The sequence below is a fragment of the Rhizobium sp. R634 genome, assembly GCF_002211305.1.
In the GTDB taxonomy this organism is placed as follows: domain Bacteria; phylum Pseudomonadota; class Alphaproteobacteria; order Rhizobiales; family Rhizobiaceae; genus Rhizobium.
In genome coordinates this window covers 180,916-204,540 of the sequence record NZ_LOKW01000001.1, presented here as the reverse complement: position 1 = coordinate 204,540, position 23,625 = coordinate 180,916, and the positions used below count along the sequence as shown (strand labels likewise).

At 64.8% G+C, this 23,625-nt stretch carries 19 protein-coding genes; 17 read left to right on the top strand and 2 right to left on the bottom strand.

What is annotated here, in order from left to right; genetic code table 11:
* The first annotated feature begins 45 nt into the window (after window positions 1-45).
* The 13 genes from tssB (at window position 46) to ATY77_RS00880 (ending at window position 17,551) form a co-directional block, all read left to right on the top strand.
* Window positions 46-570, top strand: coding sequence for a type VI secretion system contractile sheath small subunit (tssB, locus tag ATY77_RS00940; RefSeq protein WP_088685678.1), 525 nt, complete (start codon window positions 46-48; stop codon window positions 568-570).
* Between the two features lie 129 nt (window positions 571-699).
* Entirely contained in the window at window positions 700-2,181 is a 1,482-nt protein-coding gene (gene tssC, locus ATY77_RS00935) for a type VI secretion system contractile sheath large subunit (protein WP_088685677.1), read from the top strand.
* A 67-nt stretch (window positions 2,182-2,248) separates the two neighbouring features.
* A complete protein-coding gene (tssC, locus tag ATY77_RS00930; protein ID WP_088675569.1) occupies window positions 2,249-3,637 on the top strand; it encodes a type VI secretion system contractile sheath large subunit in 1,389 nt (462 codons plus the stop codon).
* A complete protein-coding gene (locus ATY77_RS00925) occupies window positions 3,634-4,464 on the top strand; it encodes a type VI secretion system accessory protein TagJ (RefSeq protein ID WP_088685676.1) in 831 nt (276 codons plus the stop codon). The genes tssC (ATY77_RS00930) and ATY77_RS00925 overlap by 4 nt, the downstream gene beginning before the upstream one ends.
* Complete coding sequence (gene tssE / locus ATY77_RS00920; RefSeq protein ID WP_088685675.1) at window positions 4,457-4,966, top strand: type VI secretion system baseplate subunit TssE; 510 nt, start codon at window positions 4,457-4,459, stop codon at window positions 4,964-4,966. Before ATY77_RS00925 ends, tssE begins: the two co-directional genes overlap by 8 nt.
* Window positions 4,959-6,740 (top strand): type VI secretion system baseplate subunit TssF, encoded by a 1,782-nt coding sequence (tssF, locus tag ATY77_RS00915; protein WP_088685674.1) that lies wholly within the window; start codon window positions 4,959-4,961, stop codon window positions 6,738-6,740. Before tssE ends, tssF begins: the two co-directional genes overlap by 8 nt.
* Window positions 6,741-6,760: 20 nt before the next feature.
* A complete protein-coding gene (tssG, locus tag ATY77_RS00910; RefSeq protein WP_088685673.1) occupies window positions 6,761-7,762 on the top strand; it encodes a type VI secretion system baseplate subunit TssG in 1,002 nt (333 codons plus the stop codon).
* An 11-nt stretch (window positions 7,763-7,773) separates the two neighbouring features.
* Complete coding sequence (locus tag ATY77_RS00905; protein ID WP_088685672.1) at window positions 7,774-8,958, top strand: FHA domain-containing protein; 1,185 nt, start codon at window positions 7,774-7,776, stop codon at window positions 8,956-8,958.
* Entirely contained in the window at window positions 8,948-10,288 is a 1,341-nt protein-coding gene (gene tssK, locus ATY77_RS00900; protein ID WP_088685671.1) for a type VI secretion system baseplate subunit TssK, read from the top strand. The genes ATY77_RS00905 and tssK overlap by 11 nt, the downstream gene beginning before the upstream one ends.
* Window positions 10,285-11,823: a type VI secretion system protein TssL, long form gene (tssL, locus tag ATY77_RS00895; protein ID WP_088685670.1), complete on the top strand. Its 1,539-nt coding sequence runs from the start codon at window positions 10,285-10,287 to the stop codon at window positions 11,821-11,823. Before tssK ends, tssL begins: the two co-directional genes overlap by 4 nt.
* A complete protein-coding gene (gene tssM, locus ATY77_RS00890) occupies window positions 11,820-15,293 on the top strand; it encodes a type VI secretion system membrane subunit TssM (RefSeq protein ID WP_088685669.1) in 3,474 nt (1,157 codons plus the stop codon). Before tssL ends, tssM begins: the two co-directional genes overlap by 4 nt.
* A 10-nt stretch (window positions 15,294-15,303) precedes the next feature.
* Entirely contained in the window at window positions 15,304-16,671 is a 1,368-nt protein-coding gene (gene tagF, locus ATY77_RS00885; protein ID WP_088685668.1) for a type VI secretion system-associated protein TagF, read from the top strand.
* Window positions 16,661-17,551 (top strand): serine/threonine-protein kinase, encoded by an 891-nt coding sequence (locus tag ATY77_RS00880; protein ID WP_088685667.1) that lies wholly within the window; start codon window positions 16,661-16,663, stop codon window positions 17,549-17,551. Before tagF ends, ATY77_RS00880 begins: the two co-directional genes overlap by 11 nt.
* Before the next feature lie 16 nt (window positions 17,552-17,567).
* Here the strand turns inward: ATY77_RS00880 and ATY77_RS00875 are convergent, their stop codons facing one another.
* Window positions 17,568-18,707: a polysaccharide biosynthesis/export family protein gene (locus ATY77_RS00875; protein ID WP_088685666.1), complete on the bottom strand. Its 1,140-nt coding sequence runs from the start codon at window positions 18,705-18,707 to the stop codon at window positions 17,568-17,570.
* A gap of 204 nt (window positions 18,708-18,911) precedes the next feature.
* Here ATY77_RS00875 and ATY77_RS00870 point away from each other — a divergent pair, with 204 nt between their 5' ends.
* The 4 genes from ATY77_RS00870 to ATY77_RS00855 all read left to right on the top strand — a co-directional run bounded on the left by ATY77_RS00870 (window position 18,912) and on the right by ATY77_RS00855 (window position 20,983).
* Complete coding sequence (locus ATY77_RS00870) at window positions 18,912-19,259, top strand: DUF488 domain-containing protein (RefSeq protein WP_088685665.1); 348 nt, start codon at window positions 18,912-18,914, stop codon at window positions 19,257-19,259.
* Between the two features lie 127 nt (window positions 19,260-19,386).
* Window positions 19,387-19,908, top strand: a complete 522-nt coding sequence (locus tag ATY77_RS00865; protein WP_088685664.1) for a DUF4142 domain-containing protein — start codon at window positions 19,387-19,389, stop codon at window positions 19,906-19,908.
* 7 nt (window positions 19,909-19,915) lie between these two features.
* Window positions 19,916-20,230 carry a cupredoxin family copper-binding protein gene (locus tag ATY77_RS00860; RefSeq protein WP_088685663.1) on the top strand — a complete coding sequence of 105 codons (315 nt, stop codon included), beginning with the start codon at window positions 19,916-19,918 and terminating at the stop codon, window positions 20,228-20,230.
* 42 nt (window positions 20,231-20,272) lie between these two features.
* Window positions 20,273-20,983 carry an RNA polymerase sigma factor gene (locus ATY77_RS00855; RefSeq protein ID WP_088685662.1) on the top strand — a complete coding sequence of 237 codons (711 nt, stop codon included), beginning with the start codon at window positions 20,273-20,275 and terminating at the stop codon, window positions 20,981-20,983.
* Here the strand turns inward: ATY77_RS00855 and acnA are convergent.
* Window positions 20,955-23,561 (bottom strand): aconitate hydratase AcnA, encoded by a 2,607-nt coding sequence (acnA, locus tag ATY77_RS00850; RefSeq protein WP_245314263.1) that lies wholly within the window; start codon window positions 23,559-23,561, stop codon window positions 20,955-20,957. The two genes, ATY77_RS00855 and acnA, sit on opposite strands and share 29 nt — an antisense overlap.
* Between the last annotated feature and the right edge of the window lie 64 nt (window positions 23,562-23,625).

Here is a 23,625-nt window from a genome sequence, read left to right as displayed (position 1 = left end):
ATCTTCCCAATCCGTAATCCGCCGATGAGACGAAGGAGAGCCTCGATGGCAAGTGTGCATGAGAAACTGGAACGGGTTCGCAAGCCCAGGGTCCACATCAAATACGAAGTGGAAACCGAAGGCGCGATGGTGGTGAAGGAACTGCCCTTCGTCGTCGGCGTGCTCGGCGACTTTTCCGGCAATCCCACGCAGCCGCTGAAGCCTTTCGGCGAACGCAAGTTCGTGCAGGTCGACCGCGACAATTTCGACGACGTCATGCGCCGGATGACGCCGGGCCTGACGATCTCCGTCGAGAATACGCTCGAGAAAAACGGGACGGAGCTTCCGGTTTCGCTGAAATTCGAAAGCTTGGCCGATTTCGAACCCGGCGCGATCGTCGATCAGGTGCCGGCGCTGAAGGCCCTGCTCAATGCGCGCAACCAGCTGCGCGACCTGATGAGCAAGGCGGACCGCTCCGAGGAGCTCGAGCGGCTGCTCGAAGACATTCTCCAGAACAAGGCCGACCTCTCGCAGCTGATCGCCCAGCTTGGCGGCGGCAAGGCCGACGAGCCGAAGGCCGTGGTGAACTGAATACCCGGGATCGCGGGCCTGTCGCCGCCCGCATGCCGAATGCCTGAAGAGTCGTTGTCCGGCAGCGGCCCCTTCGAAGGGAAGCCTCATCCCTCAAGGGCCGCCGCTTTCGCAAAAAGGATCGTATAGATGACCGCTGAAACGCAACTGCAGACCAGGGAAGAAGCAGGATTCGCGCCTGATCAGGACCTGCTTTCGAAGGTCGTGGCCGCAACCCGCCAGACCGAGCCCGACCGTGCCCAGGACCTCCTGCGCACGCTCACCGACCAGGCCCTCAAGGGCACCGTTACCTATGATCGCAACCTGACGATCACCCTGAACAACGCCATCGCCGAGATCGACAAGGCGATATCAGGCCAGCTCGCCGCGATCATGCAATCGCCCGAGTTCACCAAGCTCGAAGGCGCCTGGCGCGGCCTGCACTATCTCGTCAAGAACACCGAGACGAGCGCCAATCTGAAGATCCGCGTGCTCAACGCATCCAAGCGGGATATCGCCAAGGATCTCGCCAAGGCCGTCGAGTTCGACCAGTCCCGGCTGTTCAAATCGGTCTATGAAGACGAGTTCGGCACGCCGGGCGGCGAGCCGATGGGCGCGCTGATCGGCGATTACGAATTCGACAATTCCTTCGACGACGTGCAGCTCCTGCAGGGCGTCTCGATGATCGCCGCCGCCGCCTTCGCCCCGTTCATCTCGGCCGCCAGCCCGCGGATGTTCGGCTTCGAGGATTTCCGCGAGCTGGCAAAACCGCGCGATCTCGAAAAGATCTTCGAGACAGTGGAATATGCCAAGTGGCGCAGCCTGCGGGAAAGCGACGATTCGCGCTTCGTGACCCTCGCCATGCCGCGCGTGCTCGCCCGCATGCCCTACGGCCCGAAAACCAGCCCGATCGAGGAATTCAACTTCGATGAGACCGGCGGCTCCAAGACCGGCGAACTGCCGCACGGCTCCTATTGCTGGATGAATGCGGCCTATGTGATGGGCACGCGCCTGACCGAAGCCTTCGCCAAGAACGGCTGGTGTACGGCCATTCGCGGCGCCGAAAACGGCGGCAAGGTCGAAGGCCTGCCGATGCACATCTTCTCCAGCGACGACGGCGATCTCGACCTGAAATGCCCGACGGAAGTCGGCATCACCGACCGCCGCGACGCCGAACTCGGCAAGCTCGGCTTCCTGCCGCTCTGCCACTACAAGAATACGGACTATGCCGTGTTCTTCGGCGCCCAGACGGCGCACAAGCCGAAGCTCTACGACCGCCCCGAGGCCAACGCCAATGCGGCGGTCTCGGCTCGCCTGCCCTATATGATGGCGACTTCGCGCTTTGCCCATTACCTCAAGGTCATGGGCCGCGACAAGATCGGCTCCTTCATGGAGGCGGAGGATTGCGAGGCCTGGCTCAACCGCTGGATCTCCAACTACGTCAACGCCAATGACGAGGCCGGCGAAGAATCGCGCGCCAAATATCCGCTGCGCGAGGCCAAGGTCACCGTGCAGGAAATCCCCGGCAGGCCGGGCGCCTACAACGCCGTCGCCTGGATGCGTCCCTGGCTGCAGATGGAAGAATTGACCACCTCGCTGCGCATGGTCGCCCGGATTCCCTCGAAGAACTGATGAAACCGGGACCGGCGCGGCAATCCAGCTGCGCCGGTCCTCTCGAAACATCTCTCTCAGGTTGACGATGGGTTCCAGCACTGAATGGCGGCGCCGGGCGGATCAGCTGATCGCGCTGATCGACGAGGCGTTGAACAGGCAAGTCAATGCCATTCTCCACCATCCCGATTTCCAGGCGATGGAGGCGAGATGGCGCGGCCTTGCCATGCTCGTGCGCGAGGCAAGCCGCAGCGGCGAAGTGAAGGTCAAGCTGCTCGGCGTCAGCTGGCGCGAACTCGCGCGCAGCATGGAGCGCGCCAGCGATTTCGACCAGAGCCATCTGTTCGAGCTGATCTACAGCCGCGAATTCGGCATGCCGGGCGGCGAGCCCTTCGGTCTGCTGATCGGCGATTATCATCTGTCTCCCGCCGATCCCGCCGACGGCGATCCCGTCAGCACGCTGTCGCAGCTCGGCATGGTGGCGGCTGCCGCCTTCTGCCCCTTCGTTGCGGGCGCTGCGCCGCTTGCGGTCGGCCTTGAGGATTTTCACGAGCTGAACCGGGTCAACGACTTTTCCTGGCTTGCCACCGAGACGGCCCGCATCCGCTGGAACAGCCTCCGCGCCAGCGAGGATGCACGTTTCCTCGGTCTCGCCGCGCCGCGCATCCTGATGCGCTCGCCGCTGATGCCGCATTCCCGCCATCGCAATGATGGCTTTCCCTTCCGCGAAAGCATTGCCGCCGACGGCAGTTCGCTGCTCTGGGGCAATGCCGCCTTCGCCTTCGCGACCGTCGTCATCCGGAATTTCATCAATTCCGGCTGGTTCGCCGATATTCGCGGCGTCACCCAGGATGCGATCGACGGCGGCCTGCTGAGCGGTGCCGAATTGCCGCCCTATGACTTCGGCACCGAAAGCAACGGGCTCTCCGCCCAGGCGCCTGTCGAAATCCACCTGACCAGCAGCCAGGAACAGCAGCTCTGCGAACTCGGCATCATTCCCGCCGCGACCACCTATCTCTCTTCCTCGGCGATCTTCAACTCCAATCAGTCGCTGCATGCGCCGCCGCATTATGCCAACGAGCATGCGCGCCAGAACGCGCGGCTCGCCGCCATGCTGCAATATGTGCTCTGCGCCTCGCGCTTCTCGCATTATCTCAAGGTCATCATGCGCGACGAGATCGGCCAGCTCTCCGATGCGATCTCGATCGAGCGCAAGCTCATGGACTGGCTGACCGCCTATACGCTCGGCAACGACGATGCCGATATCGCGCTGCGCACCCGCTTTCCGCTCCGCTCCGCCGGCATCAGCGTCGCCGAAATTCCGGGCAAGCCCGGCAGCTTCTCCTGTACCGTCCGCCTGCAGCCGCATTTCCAGCTCGATGACGTCGCCACGAGCTTCCACCTGATCGCCGAGACCGCGACCACGGGCCAGATCCTGAGCCGTCCCGTCGCCATGCCCGAGAGGATGTCCGCATGACGCTTTCCGCCAACATCGCCCAATCGCTGAGCGACAACGCCCTCGACGAGGCGCTCGAAGAGGTCAAGGCGCATCTGAAGGCCAGGCCATCGGATCAGGAGGCGCGGCACCTCTATATCGATCTCCTGGTCCTTGCTGGCGAATATGAGCGCGCCGACAATCAGTGCAGCCTCGCGGCCACGCTGACACCCGACGCCACGATGGGCTTCGCCCTGCTGCGCAACGAGCTGCGGGCGATGGCGGCACGTGATGCCTGGTTTGTGAGCGGCGCCGTGCCGGAGTTTCCGCAGGGGCCGAGCGAGCTCGACAAGCTCGCCCTGCGGCTCGGCATCGCCGATCGCGGCGGCAATGCCGATGACGCGAAGGCCGCGCTCGATGCGCTCGAAACCGTCAGGGGCGAGCGTCCGCTGATCTGGAACGGCAAGGCAATCTCCGATTTCCGCGATCTCGACGACCGCATCCCGCACGCCCTCGAGGTCATCATGACAGGCGGCGCCTATCTCTGGATCGATTTCGCCAAGATATCGGCCGTATCGATCGAGCCAATCGCCCGGCCGCGCGATCTCGCCTTCCGCCGCGCCGAGCTGTCGCTGATCGACGGCGCCGCCGCATCGGTGCTGCTGCCGGCGGTCTATCATGGCACCGGCAAGGACGCGGCGCTGAGACTCGGCCGCGAAACCGAATGGGTCGAGGAAAAGTGCGGCATCACCACCGGCCGCGGCCAGCGCTGCTTCCTCGCCGGCGACGAACTCGTCTCCTTCCATGACACCCAGACTCTGGAGATCGTCCCGGCAAGCTCCGCCGGCAGGCAGGCCGCGCATGGTTGATCCGCTCGAACGCTACCGGCAACACGACCGCGTCCTTGCCCGCTCGATCCTCGACAGGCTGATCGACGAGGCTCCGGATCGCGCCGCCGATCCGCCGATGAGCTTCGTCGACCAGGTTCGCGACGTCAGGGAAGCGATCCGCCGCGATCTCGAAGCGCTGCTCAACACGCGCCGCTGCCCGGCCACGCCGCCGGCAGCACTTGCCGAACTGAAGGATGCGCTGGTGAGCTACGGCGTCGACGGCGTCGTCTCGGCCAATCTGATGACCGACGAAGCGAAGCTCAGGCTGGCGGCCGCGATCGAGCGGCGGATCGCGCTCTTCGAAACGCGGCTTTCCGATGTCAGGGTGACGATCCTGAAAAGCCGGACGATGACCGAGCGGGCGCTGCGCCTGCGAATCCAGGCGACCTTCCGCCTGCATGAAGGCATGCCGCCGATCAGCTTCGAATCGACCATCGATCCCTCCACCCAGCGCTTCCTGGTGGAGGCCGCGCATGGCTGAAGGCTTCCTTCACCGTTACAATGAGGAATTGCTGGCGCTGCGCCGCCGGGCCGCGCGCTTTGCCGATGCCTTTCCGAAAATCGCCGGCAGGCTGCGCATGACCGGCGACGTCGCCGACGATCCGCATGTGGAGCGGCTGATCCAGAGCTTCGCCTATTCCGCCGCGCGTGTTCGGCAGAAACTCGACGACGAATTTCCCGAGCTGACAGATAACCTGCTCGAAACGCTCTATCCGCATTATCTCGCGCCCCTGCCATCGATGAGCATCGTGAAGTTCCGCCCAAGCGATACGCTGGCCTCGGTGCAGACCGTGCCGCGCCACACCGAGATCCTGGCCGAGCCGGTGCGCGGCGAAGCCTGCCGCTTCCGCACGACGCAGGATGTGGAAATCGCGCCGATCGAAATTACAGGCGCCACCCTTTCCGGCCAGCCGATCAATGCGCCGCTTTCGGCCTATGCCGGCGTTGCCGGCTGTCTCAGGCTCTCCATCCGCTCCCTCGATGCCCGCAAACCCCTGGGCAGCCTCGGCGTGAACCGGCTGCGCCTGCACATTCCTTCCCCCTGGCAGCAGGCGGTGGCGATCTACGAACTGCTGGCCAATCACACGCTCGGCATCGCGCTTGCCAAGCATGCGGACGATCGTTCGCCGGTCTTCCTCCCGGCCAAAAATCTCAAGCCCGTCGGCTTCGAGCCCGAAGAGGCGATGCTGCCTTATCCGGCGCCGAGCTTCACCGGTTACCGGCTACTCACCGAATTCTTCGCCCTGCCCAGAAAGTTTCTGTTTCTCGACATCGAAGGGCTCGATGCCTGGAAGGGCGAGACGCTGGAGCTCTTCATCTATCTCAAGGAGAGCGACGCCAAGCTGGAGCGGGCGGTGTCGGTCCGCGACTTCGCGCTCAACGCCACGCCCGTCGTCAATCTCTTCCGCCAGGTCTGCGAGCCGATCGCCATCGACGGCACCCGCACAGAATATCGCCTGATGCCCGATGCGCGGCGCCAGAAGACCCGCGAAATCTATTCGATCGACCGCGTGCTGGTGACCGGATCGCGCGGCCAGGAGGAATTCTGCCAGCCCTTCTTCGGCCGATCGCAGCGGGCGGGCGCGAGCGCGACCTACTGGCAGGCCTATCGCCGCTTCGACGAGGACGACCGGACCAGCGACATGGATATCGCCTTCGTCGACAGGCAGCGCCGCTCCGCCGGTCCCGTCGATGCGGTGGCGAGCGTCGATACGCTCTGCATCAACCGCGACCTGCCGGAACAGCTTCCCTTCGGCGGCGGCCATCCTTTCCTGCAGCTTGCCTCCGGTCATGAGGCGGTGGCGGGCGTTGAAGCGCTGATCCCGCCGACGCCCTCGGTGCGGATGAACGATCAGGAAGGGCGGAACTGGCGGCTGATCTCGCATCTCGCGCTCAATCACCTCTCGCTCTTCGACAATGGCGGCGCGGCGCTGAAAGATATCCTGTCGCTCTACGCTTTCCGCGACAGCCCCGAGACCAAGCAGTTCGTCGATGCGCTCGTACGGATCAAGGCCGCCAATTCGACCGCCCGTCTCGGCAGCGGCGGCATGGTGCCCGGCACCGAAATCACGCTGGAATTCGATCCGGCCGCCATCGACCGGCCCTCGGCCTTCCTGTTCGGCAGCCTGCTCGACCGCTTCTTCAGCCTCTACACCTCGGTCAACAGCTTCACCCGGCTCACCGTCGGCATGAAGGGTCAGTCGAGACCGATCGCCCAATGGCCGGCGCGTGCCGCCGAACGCCCGCTTCTCTAAGGAAGGATCGCCAGCCAACCATGGACATGCAAGCCGCCAGCAAGCCAGATGCGCTGACCGACCTGCTCGAACGCGACCCCGGCCGCTTCGAGCCGGTGACGGCTTTCCGCGTCGCGCAGGCGTCGGTCGGCGAAGGACGGCTCGACGTCGCCTCCCATGTCGGCGTCTCGCCGGCGCCGCTTGCGGTCAGCGGATACAAGCGCAAGGCCGGCCGCGCTACCGTGCGCAGCGCACTTGCCGGCCTCGTCGGCGCGCTCGGTTCGATGCCTTCGGCCTATAACGAACTCATCATGCGCGAGGAGCGCAACCGGTCGCGGGCGCTGGCGGGCTTCTTCGATCTCTTCGGCGCGCGCATGGCCGAACTCTTCGCCGATGCCAGCGAGAAATACCGCATCGCCCGGCGGCTGCGCTGGGGCGGGGTTTCGGCGAGCAATGCCTTCGTCACCACGCTGCTTTCGCTCACCGGTTTCGGCACCAAGCGTCTCGTCGAAAAAAGCGGTGTCGAGGAAGAGTTGATCCTGCGCTTTTCCGGCTTCTTTGCCGCGCGCAACCGCAATGCCGTCAATCTGCGCGCCATGCTCCGCGAATTCAGCGGCCTGCCTGTGGAAATCGAATTGTTCCGCGGCCGCTGGCTCACCATTCCGATGGAGGAGCGCAGCCGCATGGGCCAGCCGCAGGGCGTCCAGCTCGGCGTCAATGCGACGGCGGGTGCTGCCATCCACGATTTCAGCGGCGGTTTTCGCATCGTCATCGGCCCGCTCGGTTACGCCGATTACCTTTCGCTGGCGCCGGGCGGGCGGGCCATCGCCGAACTCTTCGCCCTGACGCGGCTCTATGTCGGCGCGGCGCTCGAATTCGACATTCAGGTCATCCTGAAGAAGGAGGACGTTCCCTTCTGCCGGCTCGGACAGGCTGACGATCCGCCGCGCCTCGGCTGGAACAGCTGGGCGCGGGTCGCCCCGGCGGCAAAAGACAGCGGCGATGCGGTGATCGTCGAGCGTCTGCCGGCCGAGATGCGGTGAGGGAGGCAAGGATGCGGCTCGAACTGAGAGAGATCACCAGCGACGTGGCAATGCCGGCCGGCCGATCGAAATGGTTCTTCGAACGTGGCCGGCGCACGCTCGGCCGGGCACCCGATTGCGACTGGCGGCTGCCGGAGGACCGGCGCTCGATTTCGAAGCTGCATTGCATCATCGAGCGCGACCGCGATGGCTTCCTGCTGCGCGACCAGAGCGCCAACGGCTCCCGGGTCGATGGCGTCACCGTGCATGAAGGCGAGATCGCGAGACTCTCCGACCGGTCGCGGCTGGAGATGGGCGGACTTGCCTTCTCGGTCCACATTTCAGGCAGCGGCGACCAGGAAGTCGAAGATCCCGATGCCGGCCTCGTGCTCAGCGACGAACCGCTGACCATTTCCGCGATCCTCGCCGACATCGCCCCGGGTGGCCGGACCGCCAGCGGCATTCTCGGCGAGCGCATCGCCGATGACTGGACCCTGCCCGACCAGAGCGGCAGGAAGGGTGCCGCCTCCTCCCGCAATGTCGAGATCGGCTGGAGCGGCCCTCCGGAAACCCGCTCGGTCACCCAGCTTCTGCCGGAGGACTGGAATTCCGACGAGACCGAATATGGCAGCCACCTCGAACATGGCGCCGCCACCCATGTCTCCGTGCCGATCGCGCAGCGCAGGTCTGCGGCGGTCGAGATCGTCAATGACAACGATCCGCAGCCCGAGGCCGAGGACTTTCCGACCCTGACGATCGGCCGGCCGGAAACCTTTGCGGATCGTCTGGAGCCGCTGCTTGCCCGGCTCGAAGAGGCAGTCGATGGCGCTTATGCCGTCTTCGACATGAACGCGCCGCCCTCCGGGCCGGAACCGGATTTCCTGGCCGACCGGGAGGAGGCGCTCCTCGCACGCATCGAGGCTCTGCTCGGCCAGCAGCTCATGCTCAATTCCGCGCTCGAGGCCCTTGTCCAGACCGCGACCCGGCTGGAACCGCGCATTGTCGAGGCGCAGGTCGAGACCGGCGCCTGGGGCCTGCCCTGGCGCCGCGACCGGAATTATTGGCAGGCCTATCGGGCAGAATTCGAAAAGGACGGCAGGAGCCGGTCGATCCAGGATGTTTTCCGCGACGCGATGACCGAAGCAGTGAACGGCAGAGAGACAGCGCCTCGTTTGCAAGACGGGCAGGAAGGAAAAGACGCGCATCATGAGGAATGAGAACCGGGTGGCCTGGAGCGAAGGCATGTTCCTTCGCGTGCAGCATTTCCAACAGGCGGATCGCTGGACCGAGCGGCTCGTGCGCACCGCCACGCACGGCCTGTCGCCTTACCCCTGGGGGATAGCGGAGATCGGCATCGACCGCGGGGCGCTGGCGATCGGCCAATTCGCGCTGTCGAACCTGCGCGGCGTGTTGCCCGACGGCACGCCGTTCGACGCCCCCGTCGATGCGGACCTGCCGCCGCCGCTCGATCTCGACGAGAACACCAAGAATGCGGTCGTCTATCTCGCACTTCCCGCCCGCCAGCCCGGCAAGGCGGATGTGGCGCTGAACGGCGGCGCTCAGCGCAACAGCGTCCGCCTCGTGGCCTCGCCCTATGAGGCGCCCGATGCCAATGTCGAGACCGACTTCATGGCGCCGATTGACGTCGGCCGCCTCAGCCTGCGTTATCTCAAGACCGGCGACGAGCTTGCCGGCTACGAGCTGATCGGCCTTGCCCGCATCATCGAAGTCCGTTCCGACAGGGCGGTCATTCTCGATCACGACTACATCCTGCCGAGCCTCAACTGCACGGCGGCCGGCCGGCTGAACGAATTGATCACCGAATTGCTCGGCATCGTACGCCACCGCGCCGAAGCGATCGCCGAACGGATCGGCGATCCCACCATTCGCGGCACGGCGGAGGTTGGCGACTATCTGCTCCTGCAGATCCTCAACCGCGTCGATCCGATGCTAAAGCATATTTCGGCCAATGCGACGCGCATCCACCCGATCGTCTTTTACGAGCACTGCATCCAGCTTGCCGGCGAGCTCGCCACCTTCACGACCGACCGCAAGCGCGCCAGCGATTTCGCACCCTACCGGCATGACGACCTGAAGGCGACCTTCGCTGCCGTCTTCGACGATCTGAGAGCCTCGCTTTCCTCGGTGCTCGAACAGGCGGCGGTCGCGATCGAGCTTGCCGAACGCCGGCACGGTGTCAGGATCGGCACGATCAACGACCGTTCGCTGCTTCGCGATGCCGGCTTCGTGCTGGCGGTCCGCGCCGAAATGCCGGCCGAAGAGGTGCGCCGCAAGCTGCCTGCGCAGATCAAGGTCGGCCCGGTCGAGCGCATCGCCGACCTCGTCAACGTGGCGCTGCCGGGCATTCCCGTGCGGCCGCTGCCGGTGCTGCCGCGCCAGCTGCCCTATCGCTCTGGCACCATCTACTTCGAACTCGACACCAAGAATCCGCTCTGGAAACAACTCGATACCTCCGGCGCCATCGCCGTGCATCTCGCCGGCGATTTCCCCGGGCTCGAAATTGAACTGTGGGCCCTTAGAGAATGAAGAACGAATCCGCTTCCACCTGGCAAAGCCTGCCGACCATCGTCGAACTGACCGAGGATGGCGTGAAGAAAAAACAATCCGCCCGCAAGATGGCGGAGATGCTGGACGACGTTCTCGATTTTCCCGAAGGCGAGAAGGGAACGGCGTCGGCGGGAGCGTCCGCGACCGGCGGAGTCTCGGTCGAAACGCTCGTCCGGGATTTCCGCTTCGGCGCCGAAGACGTGCCGACCCTGGTGCGCTCGGCCGCACCGCTGCTCAATCTCGCCCATGGTCTGCGCTACACGGAAGAGCAGCCCGATATCGATGAACTGAGAGCGGTGGCGATCGCAGCCGTCGGCCGGTACGAGCGGGATCTCGCGAGCGCGCGCATCAGCCCCGAACGGGCGCGCGCCGCCCATTATGTCGTCTGCGCGACGGTCGACGATGTGGTGCTCAGCAAAGCCTGGGGCGTGCGCGCCGGCTGGGCGCGCTCCGGCCTCGTCTCCACCTTCCATATGGACGTGACCGGCGGCGAACGCGTGTTCGATCTGCTCGACCATTTCCACCAGAGCCCGGGCGCCAACAAGGACCTGCTGCTGCTCATCTATCTCTGCCTGTCGCTCGCCTTCGAGGGCCGCACCCGCGTTTCCGCGCGCGGCGGGCTGGAACTCGCACGCATCCGCGACAGTCTCTATAAGACGCTGCTCGGCCAATACGGCGTCTTCGAACGGGAGCTTTCGCCGCATTGGAAAGGCGTGTCCGCCCGGCACCAGCCGCTGCGCACCGCCGCGGCACTCTGGACGCTTCTTTCCGTCCTGACGCTGATCCTGGCGCTCGGCTATCTCTTCTTCACGCTCTCGCTGAACCGCGCCTCCGACGGCACGTTCGAGCGCCTCGCCAAGCTGCCGCCTCGCGAGACGCCCAGCGTGCTGGTCGAGGTGCCGGAGCCGCCGCGCGAAGCGCCGCCTGTCGTCGTCGCGGAAACGCCGCCGCCACCGCCTCCGCCGCCGCAGCAGGTCAAGCCGCCGAGCCGGCTCGACAATCTGCTCGCCTTCCTCCAGCCGGAGGTCGAGAAGAAGCTCGTCACGCTCTCGGATTCGAACGGCAGGCTGCTGGTGCGCATCAGCAATTCCGGCCTCTTTGCCACCGGCAGCGCCGAAGTCAGCGAGAAGTTCCACGATCTCCTGCAGCGGATCGGCGGCGCGCTCGCCGCCGAGAAATTCCGCGCCGTCGTCGTGGGCTATACGGATAATGTACCAATCCGCACCGTCCAGTTCCCATCCAACTGGCACTTGTCGGAAGCCCGCGCCAAGGCGGTCGGCGAAATCCTGGCCTCGTTCACCGGGCCGGGGGCGATCCTGACCGAGGGACGCGCCGACAGCGATCCGATCGCCGGCAACGACACGCAGGAGGGCCGGGAGATGAACCGCCGCACCGAGATCCTGGTGCTGACCGATCCGAGCGAACGGCTGAGCGACGCCAGCTTCGAGACGCCACCGATCGAGGCCGAAAGACCGAATGAACCGGCTGCCGCCGCAGGAGGCGCGTCGCGATGAATCCGCTAAGCTATTTCTATACGCTCCGTTCCTATGTGGAGGCCTATGCCGGCCTCCTCGGCCGCCGCTTCATCTCGATCATCTGGGTGGCGGCGATCTGCATCGTCATCTGGTTCTACGGCTATCTCGCCGCCTATGGCGATTTCAAGCCGCTCGCCAGCGCTTCGGCGCGGCTGACGCTGATCGGCGTCGTACTCGCCGCCTGGCTCGCCTATCTCCTCTTTACTATCATTCGCGACCGGCGCCGCGACAAGCAGCTGGTCGAGGGAATCGAGCGCGACGCCGAGGCCGAAGCGGCCGCCAGCCAGCAGGCCGAAGTCGGCGAGATCCATAGCCGGCTCAAGGAAGCCCTGCAGCTCCTGCGCCGCATCACCAAGCGGCGCTTCGGCTATATCTACGAGCTGCCCTGGTACGTGATCTTCGGCGCGCCGGGCTCCGGCAAGACGACGGCGCTCAGCAATTCCGGCCTCAAATTCCCGCTCGGCGATGCGCTCGGCAGCAATTCGGTCCAGGGCATCGGCGGCACGCGCAACTGCAATTGGTGGTTCACCGACGAGGCGATCCTCATCGATACCGCCGGCCGCTACACCACGCAGGACGATCTGAACGGCACCGCCAAGGCCGGCTGGGAAGGCTTTCTCGGCCTCTTGCGCAAATACCGCCGGTCGCAGCCGATCAACGGCGCGCTGGTGACGCTGTCGATCGGCGATCTCTTGACGCGCGACCCCGAAGCGCAGCGCGAGGAAATCCGGGCGATCCGTCAGCGGCTTTCCGAGCTCGACGAGCTCCTGCATGCACGCGTGCCGGTCTATCTGCTCCTGACCAAGGCCGATCTCCTGACCGGCTTCGTCGAGTTCTTCGACGGTTTCAACAAGAGCGACCGCGAACAGGTCTGGGGCACGACCTTCGGGCTCGACGAGAGCTATAAGGCGGCAAACCTGCCGGAGCGCTTCACCGAGGAATTCACCCTGCTGCAGCAGCGCGTCGACGCCATGCTGATCGAGCGCCTGCAGCAGGAGCCCAATCCCGAACTGCGCGGCCGCATCTTCCGCTTCCCCGCCGAGCTCGCCTCGCTGAAGGAGCGCCTGCACGAGGTGATGACGGAGCTTTGCTCGGGCTCGAAACTGGTCGAGGCGCCGCTCCTGCGCGGCATCTATTTCGCCTCCGGCACCCAGAGGGAGGAAGCAGCCGCGACGCCGCGCATGCGGCGCAGCTATTTCCTCTCACGCCTCTTCAAGGAGGTGATCTTCGGCGAGGCCTCGCTGGTTGCCCGCGACAAGCGGCTTTCCGGCCGGCAGTTGCTCTTCCGCCGCGCAGCTTACGCGAGCGCGGTCCTGGTGCTGGCCGTGGTGCTGACGAGCTGGACCGCCACCTACTTCCAGAACACCACGGCGCTCGCCGGCGCGGAAAGACGCATCGATGCCTATGAGGAGCTGGTGCGCGGCGTGCCGGTGCGCGACGTCTCGGATGCGGATTTCCTGCGCATTCTGCCGGCGCTCGACAATCTCGCCGCCGTCACCACCGATTTTTCCAGAACGCGCGTCTGGCCGGTGAGCCTCGGCCTCGATCAGGAGGGCAAGGTCGCGAGCCGCCAGCGCGAAGCCTATCAGCGGGCACTGAACACTCTGCTTCTGCCGCGCATGCTGGTCCAGCTCCAGAAGGACATGACCGAGACCACCGACATTAACAGAACCTTCGACGCGCTGAAATTCTACGGCATGCTCGGCGGGCTCGGCCCTGTGAATGCGGATTTCGCTTCTTTGGAAGCGGAGGACATGTTCACTAGGCTCTATCCCGACGAAGGCCGGGCCGCGGCCCGCAAGGCGATGATCGCCCATGCCGAGACCATGGCGCGCGGCGCGCTGCCGCCGATCGAACTCGACAAAGCGCTGATCGCCAAAGCGCGCGAGATCATCCGCTCGCAGAACATCGCCAGCCGCGCCTATGACATCATGGCCGGATACCGCGCTTCCCGCGCCCTTCCCGCCTGGAGCCCGGCCGGCGCGCTCGGCCCGCTCGGAGAGCAGGCTTTCGAGCGGGCCTCCAAAACACCGCTCGCGGACGGTATTCCCGGCCTCTTCTCCGCGACCGGCTACCGCGCCGTCGTCCTGCCCGGCATCACCGACGCCGCGCGCGAAGCGCTCGACGAGCAATGGGTGCGCGGCGATCCCAATCCCGCCGGCGTCACGGTCGATACCGTCGCCCAGGCCACCCTTCAGCTCTATTTCGACAATTTCGACCAGCGCTGGTCGACGCTGCTTGCCGATATCAGGGTGAAGCCTTCGCAGACGATCAGCGATGCGGCGGAAACCACCCGCATCCTGGCGGGCAGGCCCGGCCCGGTCGAGACGATCGCAAAATCGATCGCCGCCGCCACCGACCTGCGCGGCCCCGGCGCCGAAATCGCCTCGGCCGCCGGCGACAGCCTGCCCGGTTCGAGCACGGCGCTTGCCGGCGCCGCCAATGCGCCCGATCCCTTCGGCCGTCTTCGCGACGCGCTGAAGGCACCGGCCGGCCAGTCCTCGTCTGCGGACCAGAAGGAGGCGCCGCGGTCGGAAATCGGGCAGCTCGAACCGATCCTGCAGAGGGTGCAGGAACAGCTTTCGCGCGCCACGACCTCCTCCGCCGAAGTCGCGAAGGTCTTCGACGTCGACAGCCAGCTCACCGACGCCAATCAGGATCTGCTCCAGCAGGCACGCAAGCTGCCCGCGCCGGTCGACACCTGGATGGCCGGGCTCGCCGCGGATGTCGGATCGCTGGCGGTCAAATCCGCCCGGTCGCGCATCAGCGACGCCTGGGCCGCGGAGGGCGCGGGCTTCTGCTCGAATGTCGTCACCGGCCGTTATCCTTTCGACCGAAGCGCTCAGCGCGACGTGGCGATGAGCGACTTCGTCAGGCTTTTCGGACCGGAAGGCCTGTTTAAGAGCTTCTTCAAGGAGAAGCTCGAAGCCTTCGTCGATACCAGCGCTTCGCCATGGGGCTGGAAGGGCACCTTCGGCGCGGCGAGCATTCCGAGCGCGGCGATCGCCCAGTTCGAGAATGCCGACAAGATCAACCGCGCCTTCTTTCCGGCCGGCAGCAAGGATCCGTCGATCACGATCAACGTCAAGCCGGTGTCCCTGACCGATGCCGCCAGCGCCGTGATGCTGGAGATCGAGGGCGAACGGGTGGTCTATTTCCACGGACCGATCCAGTCGAAATCGATCACTTGGCCGTCGGCGGAAGCAAGCAACGCTTCACGGGTCGCCTTCCAGCCGGGCGGCTGGCAGCAGGCCTTGACCGAGAACGGCGACTGGTCGCCCTTCCGGCTCTTCGACGATGCGAATGTCACGATCCAGGGCGACGATCTTTTCCGGGCGAAATTCGAGCAGGATGGCCGGGCGGCGGAGTTCGACGTGCAGTTCGGTTCGGTGCTCAATCCATTCCGGCTGGAGGCGCTCGGCGCCTTCTCCTGCCCGGCACAGTTCTGATCGGGACGTCATGAACGAGCGCGCCACCCTCGAGCGAAATCCTGCCGAAGCCGACAGGATCGGCTTTTACGGTAAGCTGCCGAGCCACGGCGATTTCGTTTCGATGGGGCTCGGCCGCAGCCTGCAATCTGCGCTCGACGCCTGGCTGCAGGCGGGGATGCAAGCGGCGCAGCAGGAACTCGGCGAGGATTGGGAACGCCGCTTCCGCGCGATGCCGGCCTGGCGCTTTATCATCGAACGCGGCCTCTGGGGATCGGCAACCGTCGCCGGGGTGCTGCTGCCCAGCCTCGACCGCGTCGGCCGCAGTTTTCCGCTCGTCATCGCCGCCCAGCTTCACGGCTTTGCCGAACATCCGCGCCAGCTTTATCTCGACGACACATGGTTCACCGCGGCCGAGGCGATCGGCGAAAGTTCGGCCAAGCGCGATTTCGACATCAATCATTTCACCGCAAGCCTGAAGCGGCTGCGCAGCTTGCGCCCGGCCGACCTCGCGGAGAACGAGACGCTGCGGGACAGAGCTTCCAGCCGCGGCACGATCTGGTGGCGGATCGACCCGGAGGAGCGGCGGGCCAAGGGTTTTGGCGTCAGCGGCGCCCCCGAACCCGCGCATTTTTCGAAGCTGCTGCACGACTATTCTCCACCCGTTTCGCCGCCGCCCGAAACAGCCGCGACGCCGCGCCCCGTCATCGCCGAGCCACAGCATTCTCTGCTGCTCCGGCATAGTCACGCCACGCATCCCGGCACGCGGCTTACGGTCACTGCCGATGCGCTGCTGATTTCCGAAACGCCCTCGCTCTTTGCCGTCGCCGATGGCGTCGGCGAGGGCAATAACGCGGCCGAGGCCGGCAAGATCGCCGTTCATGTGCTGGCTGAAACCGCCGGACAGGAGACGATCGAAGCTCTGGTGCAGGAGGTCAAAGGCAAGCTCGGCCGCGCCCACGGTCTGCTTCAGTCGGCCTATCTTTCCCAGGACCGCGAGCCGTCGGCCGCAAGCATCGTGGTGCTCGCCACGCTCGACGAGAGCTGCGCCGTACTCTGGGTCGGCGATGCCCGCGGCTACCTGCTGCGGGACGGCATGATGCGCTGCCTCACGCGGGATCATGTGGAGGTCGGCCTGCGGCGCAGGCTCTCACGCGCCATCGGCATGCGCGGACATCTGACGCCCGAAGTCGTGAGCGGCGGATTGCAGGCCGGCGACCGGCTCCTGCTCTGCAGCGCGGCCCTTCCGCATGCGGTTCCCGAGCGCAACATCGCTGAAATCCTGCTTTCGGCAGACATCGAAAAGGCCGCCGATATTCTCGTGCAGGAAGGGCTAATCGCTAATTGCCGCGAGAACCTCAGCGCCATCGTGATCGACGTGAAGACCGATGGCGGATGATCATCCCGCGGGTTTCGAGGAAATCGCCCGCCGCTTTTCGCATCTCTGGCAGGCGCTGAACGGCCATGCCCATTCGCCCGATATCAGGAAGATGCTGATAGACAGGGTTCGGGATGCGCTCGATCGCGGCGAGGCTCGTCTCGGCGCTGCCGATCCCGCGATCATCGCCAACAGTTTCGTGCTGGAGGCGCTGGTTCATGACGGCGCGGCGACCCAGGTCTATCGCGCCCGCCTTCGCGATCTCGGAACGCTTCACGCCATCAAGATGCCGCGGCCCGACCACGCCGACGACCCCGTGCTGAGAAAACTCATGCTGCGCGAGGCCGAGATCGGCATGGCGCTCCGCCATCCCCATATTGCCGCGACACAAACCGTCCTGCGCCTTGCCGACGGGAGGCCTGCCCTTGTCATGGAATGGCGCGGGAAGCGGCTCGCGGATCTTCTGCAGGAAAGGCCGCTATCCCCGCGCGAAATCACTGAGGTGATGACTTCGGTGCTTTCCGGCCTCAAGGCCATCCACGCCGCCGGCCTCGTACATTGCGACCTGTCGCCGCTCAACCTTCTGTTCGATGGCAACCTCGCGCATCTGAAGATCGCCGATTTCGGCATCGCGCTGAAAGCCGGATGCCGGCACGAAGAGTTCGATCTCGCCTTTGCCGGCCAGCCGGATTTCGCATCGCCGGAACAGACGGCCGGCGGGCCGCTCGACGGGCGATCCGATCTTTACGTGGCCGGGCGTCTGCTGGCCCTGCTGCTCAGCCATTGCAGCGCGGAGCGCGACGAAAAGTTGGAAGCTTTGGCCATCCGTCTTTCCCAGCCGAACCCGCAAGACAGGCCGGAAAATGCAGAGGCCGCCTTGCATCTGCTCGGCGGCCTCTGAAATCTGCTGTCGATAATTAGTTGCCGCTCGAATTGGGGATCGGTGCTGCGGCCGTCGGCGCGCTCTTCTGGTAGACGTTGAAGAACTTCGCGAAGTCCACCAAGCCGGCATTGCTGGCGTAGATGATATCGCCGTCCATCATCTGGAACCGCTGCATCAGCGCTAGATTGGAAACGTCCTTCATGTTGACGCGGTAGATCGCCGGCTTGCTGCTGACCACGACCGGGGCTGCCGTCTTGGCATTCGCCACCGCGACCTGGGTATAGACCGGCTGGTTGCGCAGTACGTAGAAATTGCTCGCATCGGCCCGGTCGTCGAGCAGGCCGCCGGCGCGGCCGAGTGCCTGGGCCAGCGTCAGCCTGCCTGGCTCGAATTCGAACTCACCGACGCTCTTGAAGGCGCCGAAGGCGGTGAAGGTCGGCGAATCCTTGTCGATGTAGATCTGATCATCCGGCAGCAGGTAGACATTCTGCTTGCTGTCGTCGATGACGCGCTGCAGCGGCACGGTGGCGCGCTGCTTGCCGCGCATCAGCGTGACGGTCGCCGAGCCCGGCGCGGAAGATGCGCCGCCGGCAAGCGCGACCGCATCGAGCACGCGCTCCTTGCGTGCGGTCAGCGGGAAACGGCCGGCGGAACGCACGTCGCCATTGACGGTGACGCCGCTGGAGGGCCTGTCGACCACCGTGACGACTGCCTGCGGATTGACGGCGGAACCCTTCAGGCCGGTAACGATGCGCGTCTGCAGGGCCTCGGTCGAGGAGTCCACGACCCGCTGCTTGCCGACGAAGGGAAGCGTCACATTGCCTGTCGAATCGACGGTGAAGCGGCCGAGATTGAGGGTCTTGCTCTCGGTCGAAGAGAAAAGCCCGTCCTCGCCGGGATCGAGGATCGTCACCTCGATGACGTCGCCGCGCCTGAGCCGCGTATCGGCAAATCCGCTCGAGCGCATGGCGCTGAGGCCCGGATCGGTAGAGGCATAGGCGAGCGGTGTGGCGGAAACCGGCCCCATCGGCGCCTCCGAAAGCCGTACAACCGGAATGCGCTCGTTGGTTTGCGGCGACGTGGCGTTGTAAAAACCACCAGCAGTTGGGCCATCCGATGGCCGGGCGCAGGCACTGAGAACCGCGACAAGGATGAACGGCGCCAACTTTCGCATCACGTATCCTTTTGGCAATGTTGAGAGAATCGGAAAATATCAGCGGCAGATGACCGAGCAATACCAGTTGCACGCGAAAAATCAATTGTGACAGTTCAGAGGCGCACCGCTGTGGCTAATTGGCAACCATTGTCTGCGGCGGAACTAAATCCTCAGCCGAGTTGTTCGTCGGGAACGAGCTTTCCGAACAAGGCGGATGATCGAATGGCCTTGCACATCAAACGGATCTACGAGCCGAAGGACGACAAGGACGGCACGCGCATCCTTGTCGACAGGCTTTGGCCGCACGGGCTGAGCAAGCAGGATGCGGCGATCGATATCTGGCTGAAGGATATCGCCCCGAGCCCGGCGCTACGCCGATGGTTCGGCCATGATCCCGCCAAATGGACCGAGTTCCAGCGCCGCTACCGCGACGAACTCGAAGAGAATTCGTCGGCCGTGGAAGACCTTATACGGCATATCGGGAAATCGACGGCAACGCTTCTCTATGCGGCGAAAGACGCGGACCACAACCACGCGATCGTGCTTCGGCATTTCATCGGCAAGCGCTGACGAGCCATTTTTGCCGAGGCCAAAATATCCGGGAACCTTTTGATCCGATCTGCATCCAACGCTCGCTTCCCAAGCGCACCACCGCTGCTGGGAGACGTTCCGTCCTATGACATAAGGGAGACAGATCATGTTGAAACAAATTCTCGGCGCAGCCCTGCTTGCGGTCTCGCTCGGCACGGCTTCGCTTGCCGCCGATGCCAAGCCGACCGATCCTCAGATTGCGCATATCGCCTATACGGCCGGCCAGATCGACGTCACCGCCGCGGAGCAGGCGTTGAAGAAAAGCAAGAATGCCGACGTCATCGAATTCGCCAAGACCATGGAGCGCGACCACAAGGCCGTCAACGACCAGGCGCTCGCCCTCGTCAAGACGCTGAAGGTAACGCCTGAGGACAATGCCATCAGCCAGTCGCTGTCGAGCCAGGCGAGCAAGGAACTGACGAGGCTCGACGCGCTCGACGGCGCGGCATTCGACAAGGCCTATGTCGAAAACGAGGTCGCCTATCATAAGTCGGTCAATGATGCGCTTGCCAAGGTGCTGATCCCTTCGGCTCAGAACAAGGAGTTGAAGTCGCTTCTGGAAACGGGCCTGGCCCTGTTCAAACAGCACCAGATGCATGCCGAACATCTTGCTTCGACGATGAAGTAGGCCGGCGATGATCTCGCTGATGAAATCGCTGCTGCTGTTCTCCGCCCTGCTTTGGGCGGACGCTGCCCCGGCGGCGGACTATCAGGTCACCATATCAGGCATGAAATTCGGCCCGCCGCCCGCCGGGCTCAAAGTCGGCGACGTGATCGTCTGGCGAAACGATGATATATTCCGGCATACGGCAACGGCCCGCGACAAAAGCTTCGATATCGACCTGCCGCCGAAATCGGAAGGCCGCATGACGATCAGCCAAGCGGGAGCGGTCGATTTTTATTGCCGCTTTCATCCCGCCATGACGGGCAAACTGGAGGTCCGGCCTTAGGCCGGACTCCGAAGGAACGACAAAGCAGCAGGCGTAGTTTCCATGACAGCCATTCCGGTTCCGGCCCCGCAACACCGGCCTGACATATCGACGCTTTCCGATGTCGATCTCGTCTCGCTTGCGAAGACGGGTGATGAGTCCGCCATCCGCGCCTTGGTCCAGCGCCACAATCGTCGCCTGTTCCGCACCGCGCGCGCCGTCATTCGCAACGATGCGGAGGCGGAGGATGTCGTGCAGGCCGCCTACGTCAAAGCTTTTACCAATCTGGCTGCGTTCCGGGGGGAGGCCGAGCTTTCGACATGGCTGACCCGGATTGCGCTCAACGAGGCGCTCGGCCGGGTGCGAGCGCGGAAAAACACCACCGGGCTTGAGGAAATCGACATGCAGACGACGTCGCCGGGCGGCCAGCTATTGCAGTTTCCATCCTCCCTGCCGGCGGCCGACCCGGAAACTGAGCTGTCGCGAAGCCAGGCGCGGCATCTCCTGGAAAACGCGGTAGACGAGCTCCCGGATGACTTTCGCGCCATCTTCGTGCTGCGGGATGTCGAGGGCATGAGCACCGACGAGGCCGCATCCTATCTCGGCATAAGGCCCGAAACCGCCAAGACCCGGCTGCACCGGGCGCGCCGGATGATGCGCCAGTCGATCGAAAAACGGCTCTCCGGCGCCTTCTCGGCGCTGTTCCCTTTCGATGGCGCCCGCTGCGCTTTCATGGCCGACCGCGTCATCGCCGCTCTTCGCCAGCCGTCATGATATCCCGCAATATCAGCGGCAGAATTCCTCCGGCTTTGAGCGTTTCGACCTCGGCCATCGTCTCGATGGCGGCGGCTGCCGCAAACGAGATCCGATCGCCGCCGGCCCGCCGGATAGCCACGCGGACGGGAGAGCGTGGCGCGACGAGGTGATCTTCCGCCGCGATCTCGATGACATCGCCGGCCGTGAGCTTCAGGGAAGCCGGCTCGTATCCGGACGGCAGCCGCAGCGGTAATATTCCCATGCCGATGAGATTGGAGCGATGGATCCGCTCGAAGCTTTGCGCCAGCACGGCGCGCACGCCGAGCAGCGACGCGCCTTTCGCCGCCCAGTCGCGCGACGAGCCCATGCCGTATCTTTCACCGGCGACGATCACCACCGGCTGCCGCTCGGCCGCATATCGCTCCGCCGCCTTCCACAGGGGCAGGATTTCTTGCGACGGCCAATGGATCGTGGAGCCGGCAGGGATCTCATCCCCCAACATGTTGCGGACCGTCCGGTTGGTGAAGAGACCGCGGACCATGGCCTCCCAATTGCCGCGCCGGGAGGCATAGACATTCAGATCCGTCGGGCTGTCGCCCATGCCGATCAGATATCGGCCCGTCTCGCTGGCGGCGGGAATGGCGCCGGCCGGCGAAATATGGTCGGTGGTGATGTCGTCGCCGAGCGCGAGCAGGGGCCGCGCCGCATAGGTTCCGAGCATGCTTCCCTTGCCGGCACCGGCGAAGGGGGGCCTGCGAATATAGGTCGAAGCCTCGTCCCAGGGAAAGATCGTGGTTTCAGGAGCTTCGAGCTCCCGCCAGATCCGGCTGGCTTCCGCCTCGTCATAGGCCGGCGTGAAGTCGTCAGGGTCCGACGCCGAAACGAGGGCGTCGTCGATCTCGAAACTCTCAGGCCAGAGCATCGACAATGTGACCGGCTCGCCGGCCCCGGAATGACCGATGACATCGTTCATGATATCGAGTTCGACCGTGCCGGCGAGCGCGAAAGCGATCACCATCGGCGGCGAGGCCAGAAAGCCCGCCTCGAGCTGCGGATGGACCCGGCCCGGAAAATTCCGGTTTCCCGAGAGAACCGCGACCGGCAGGATGCCGCGCTCGGCCATCGCCGTGGAGACCGGCTCGGTCAACGGCCCCGAATTGCCGATGCATGTCGTGCAGCCATAGCCGACGATGCCGAAACCGACCGCCTCCAGGTCGTCAAGCAGCCCCGAGCGCCGGAGATAGCGTTCGGCCGTCGGCGAGCCCGGCGCAAGCGAGGTCTTGACCCAATACGGCGGGCGCAGGCCGTAGGCTCTTGCCTTGCGGGCAAGCAGGCCGGCGGCGACGACCAGTCTCGGATCGGATGTATTGGTGCAGCTGGTGATCGCGGCGATGGCGACCGCGCCGTCGTTCGGACCGCCGGCGGCGGGCGCCGAGGCCTTTTTCATCGGGGCGATCGCCGCTTTGGTCGCGCTCGCGGCCAGCCGGTCCTGCGGCCGCGCCGGGCCCGCGAGGCTGGGCTCGACGAGCGACAGGTCAATCTCGACGATGCTCGTGTAGCGCGGCGCAGCATCCGGATCGAACCAGAGGCCGGCACGGCGACAGTAGGTCTCGACCAGGCGGATCTGCGCCTCTGTCCGGCCGGTGGCGCGGAGATAGGCGAGCGTATTGCCGTCGATGGGGAAATAGCCGCTATTGCCGCCGAATTCCGGCGTCATGTTCGCGACAACAGCCCGGTCGCCTGCCGTCAGCGCCGACACGCCTGGCCCGAAGAATTCGACATATTTGTCCTGAAGATCGATCTTGCGAAGGGTGTGAGTGACGACGAGCGCAAGATCGGTCGCCAGCACGCCGTCCTTCAATGCGCCCGACAGCCGCACGCCGACCACATCGGGTACGCGAAGCGCGACCGGCTTGCCGAAGAAAACGCTTTCGGCCTCCAATCCGCCCACGCCCCAGGCCAGCACCCCGATGCCGTTGATCATCGGCGTGTGGCTGTCGGTGCCGATCAGCGTATCGGGCGCAATCCAGGTCCTGCCGCCCCGGGAGATGACGCTCACCACGGTCGCCAGCCTTTCGAGGTTCAGCGTGTGCATAATGCCGGTGCCGGGCGGATGGACGTGGAAGTCCGAGAGGGTATTCGTCGCCCATTTCATGAAGCGGTAGCGCTCGGCGTTGCGCTCGAATTCGCGCGCCATGTTGCGGGAGAGCGAACCGGCGCCGCCGAAGAAATCGACCGCCACCGAATGATCGGTGGAGACGTCGACGCGCACGACCGGATTGAGCCGCGCCGGATCGGCGCCGGCTTCGGCCAAGGCCGAACGCATACCGGCAATATCGACGAGGGCCGGGCCGCAAGTGGTGTCGTGCATCAGAACGCGGTTGGGCAGGAACGGGATTTCCAGATCGCTGGTGCCGGTATCGAGCCACCCGAGGATCGCGGCTTGCGCCCTCCCGGCATCTTGCCCCGCCGTGCGAAGCACGTTTTCCAGCAGGATGCGATGGATGTAGGGAAGGCGTGCGAGTTCGTCGCCGGCTGCCTTGGGCAGGTCGATGAAATCATACTCCCTCCCGTCGATCGTCATTTTGGAGATCATCGTCACTTCCCGCATCCTATCCGCATTTGTTTACATTATATAATTATAAAATGTAATTTGACAT

Bases quoted from the DNA above. Each gene is read 5' to 3' on its own strand.
- ATY77_RS00925 (WP_088685676.1), top strand. From the start codon at position 3,634: ATGACGCTTTCCGCCAACATCGCCCAATCGCTGAGCGACAACGCCCTC.
- tssM (WP_088685669.1), top strand. From the start codon at position 11,820: ATGAATCCGCTAAGCTATTTCTATACGCTCCGTTCCTATGTGGAGGCC.
- acnA (WP_245314263.1), bottom strand. From the start codon at position 23,561: ATGATCTCCAAAATGACGATCGACGGGAGGGAGTATGATTTCATCGAC.
- ATY77_RS00905 (WP_088685672.1), top strand. From the start codon at position 7,774: ATGCGGCTCGAACTGAGAGAGATCACCAGCGACGTGGCAATGCCGGCC.
- tssL (WP_088685670.1), top strand. From the start codon at position 10,285: ATGAAGAACGAATCCGCTTCCACCTGGCAAAGCCTGCCGACCATCGTC.
- ATY77_RS00865 (WP_088685664.1), top strand. From the start codon at position 19,387: ATGTTGAAACAAATTCTCGGCGCAGCCCTGCTTGCGGTCTCGCTCGGC.
- ATY77_RS00875 (WP_088685666.1), bottom strand. From the start codon at position 18,707: ATGCGAAAGTTGGCGCCGTTCATCCTTGTCGCGGTTCTCAGTGCCTGC.
- ATY77_RS00880 (WP_088685667.1), top strand. From the start codon at position 16,661: ATGGCGGATGATCATCCCGCGGGTTTCGAGGAAATCGCCCGCCGCTTT.
- tssK (WP_088685671.1), top strand. From the start codon at position 8,948: ATGAGGAATGAGAACCGGGTGGCCTGGAGCGAAGGCATGTTCCTTCGC.
- ATY77_RS00855 (WP_088685662.1), top strand. From the start codon at position 20,273: ATGACAGCCATTCCGGTTCCGGCCCCGCAACACCGGCCTGACATATCG.
- tssB (WP_088685678.1), top strand. From the start codon at position 46: ATGGCAAGTGTGCATGAGAAACTGGAACGGGTTCGCAAGCCCAGGGTC.
- tssG (WP_088685673.1), top strand. From the start codon at position 6,761: ATGGACATGCAAGCCGCCAGCAAGCCAGATGCGCTGACCGACCTGCTC.
- tssC (WP_088685677.1), top strand. From the start codon at position 700: ATGACCGCTGAAACGCAACTGCAGACCAGGGAAGAAGCAGGATTCGCG.
- ATY77_RS00860 (WP_088685663.1), top strand. From the start codon at position 19,916: ATGATCTCGCTGATGAAATCGCTGCTGCTGTTCTCCGCCCTGCTTTGG.
- tssE (WP_088685675.1), top strand. From the start codon at position 4,457: ATGGTTGATCCGCTCGAACGCTACCGGCAACACGACCGCGTCCTTGCC.
- tssF (WP_088685674.1), top strand. From the start codon at position 4,959: ATGGCTGAAGGCTTCCTTCACCGTTACAATGAGGAATTGCTGGCGCTG.
- ATY77_RS00870 (WP_088685665.1), top strand. From the start codon at position 18,912: ATGGCCTTGCACATCAAACGGATCTACGAGCCGAAGGACGACAAGGAC.
- tagF (WP_088685668.1), top strand. From the start codon at position 15,304: ATGAACGAGCGCGCCACCCTCGAGCGAAATCCTGCCGAAGCCGACAGG.
- tssC (WP_088675569.1), top strand. From the start codon at position 2,249: ATGGGTTCCAGCACTGAATGGCGGCGCCGGGCGGATCAGCTGATCGCG.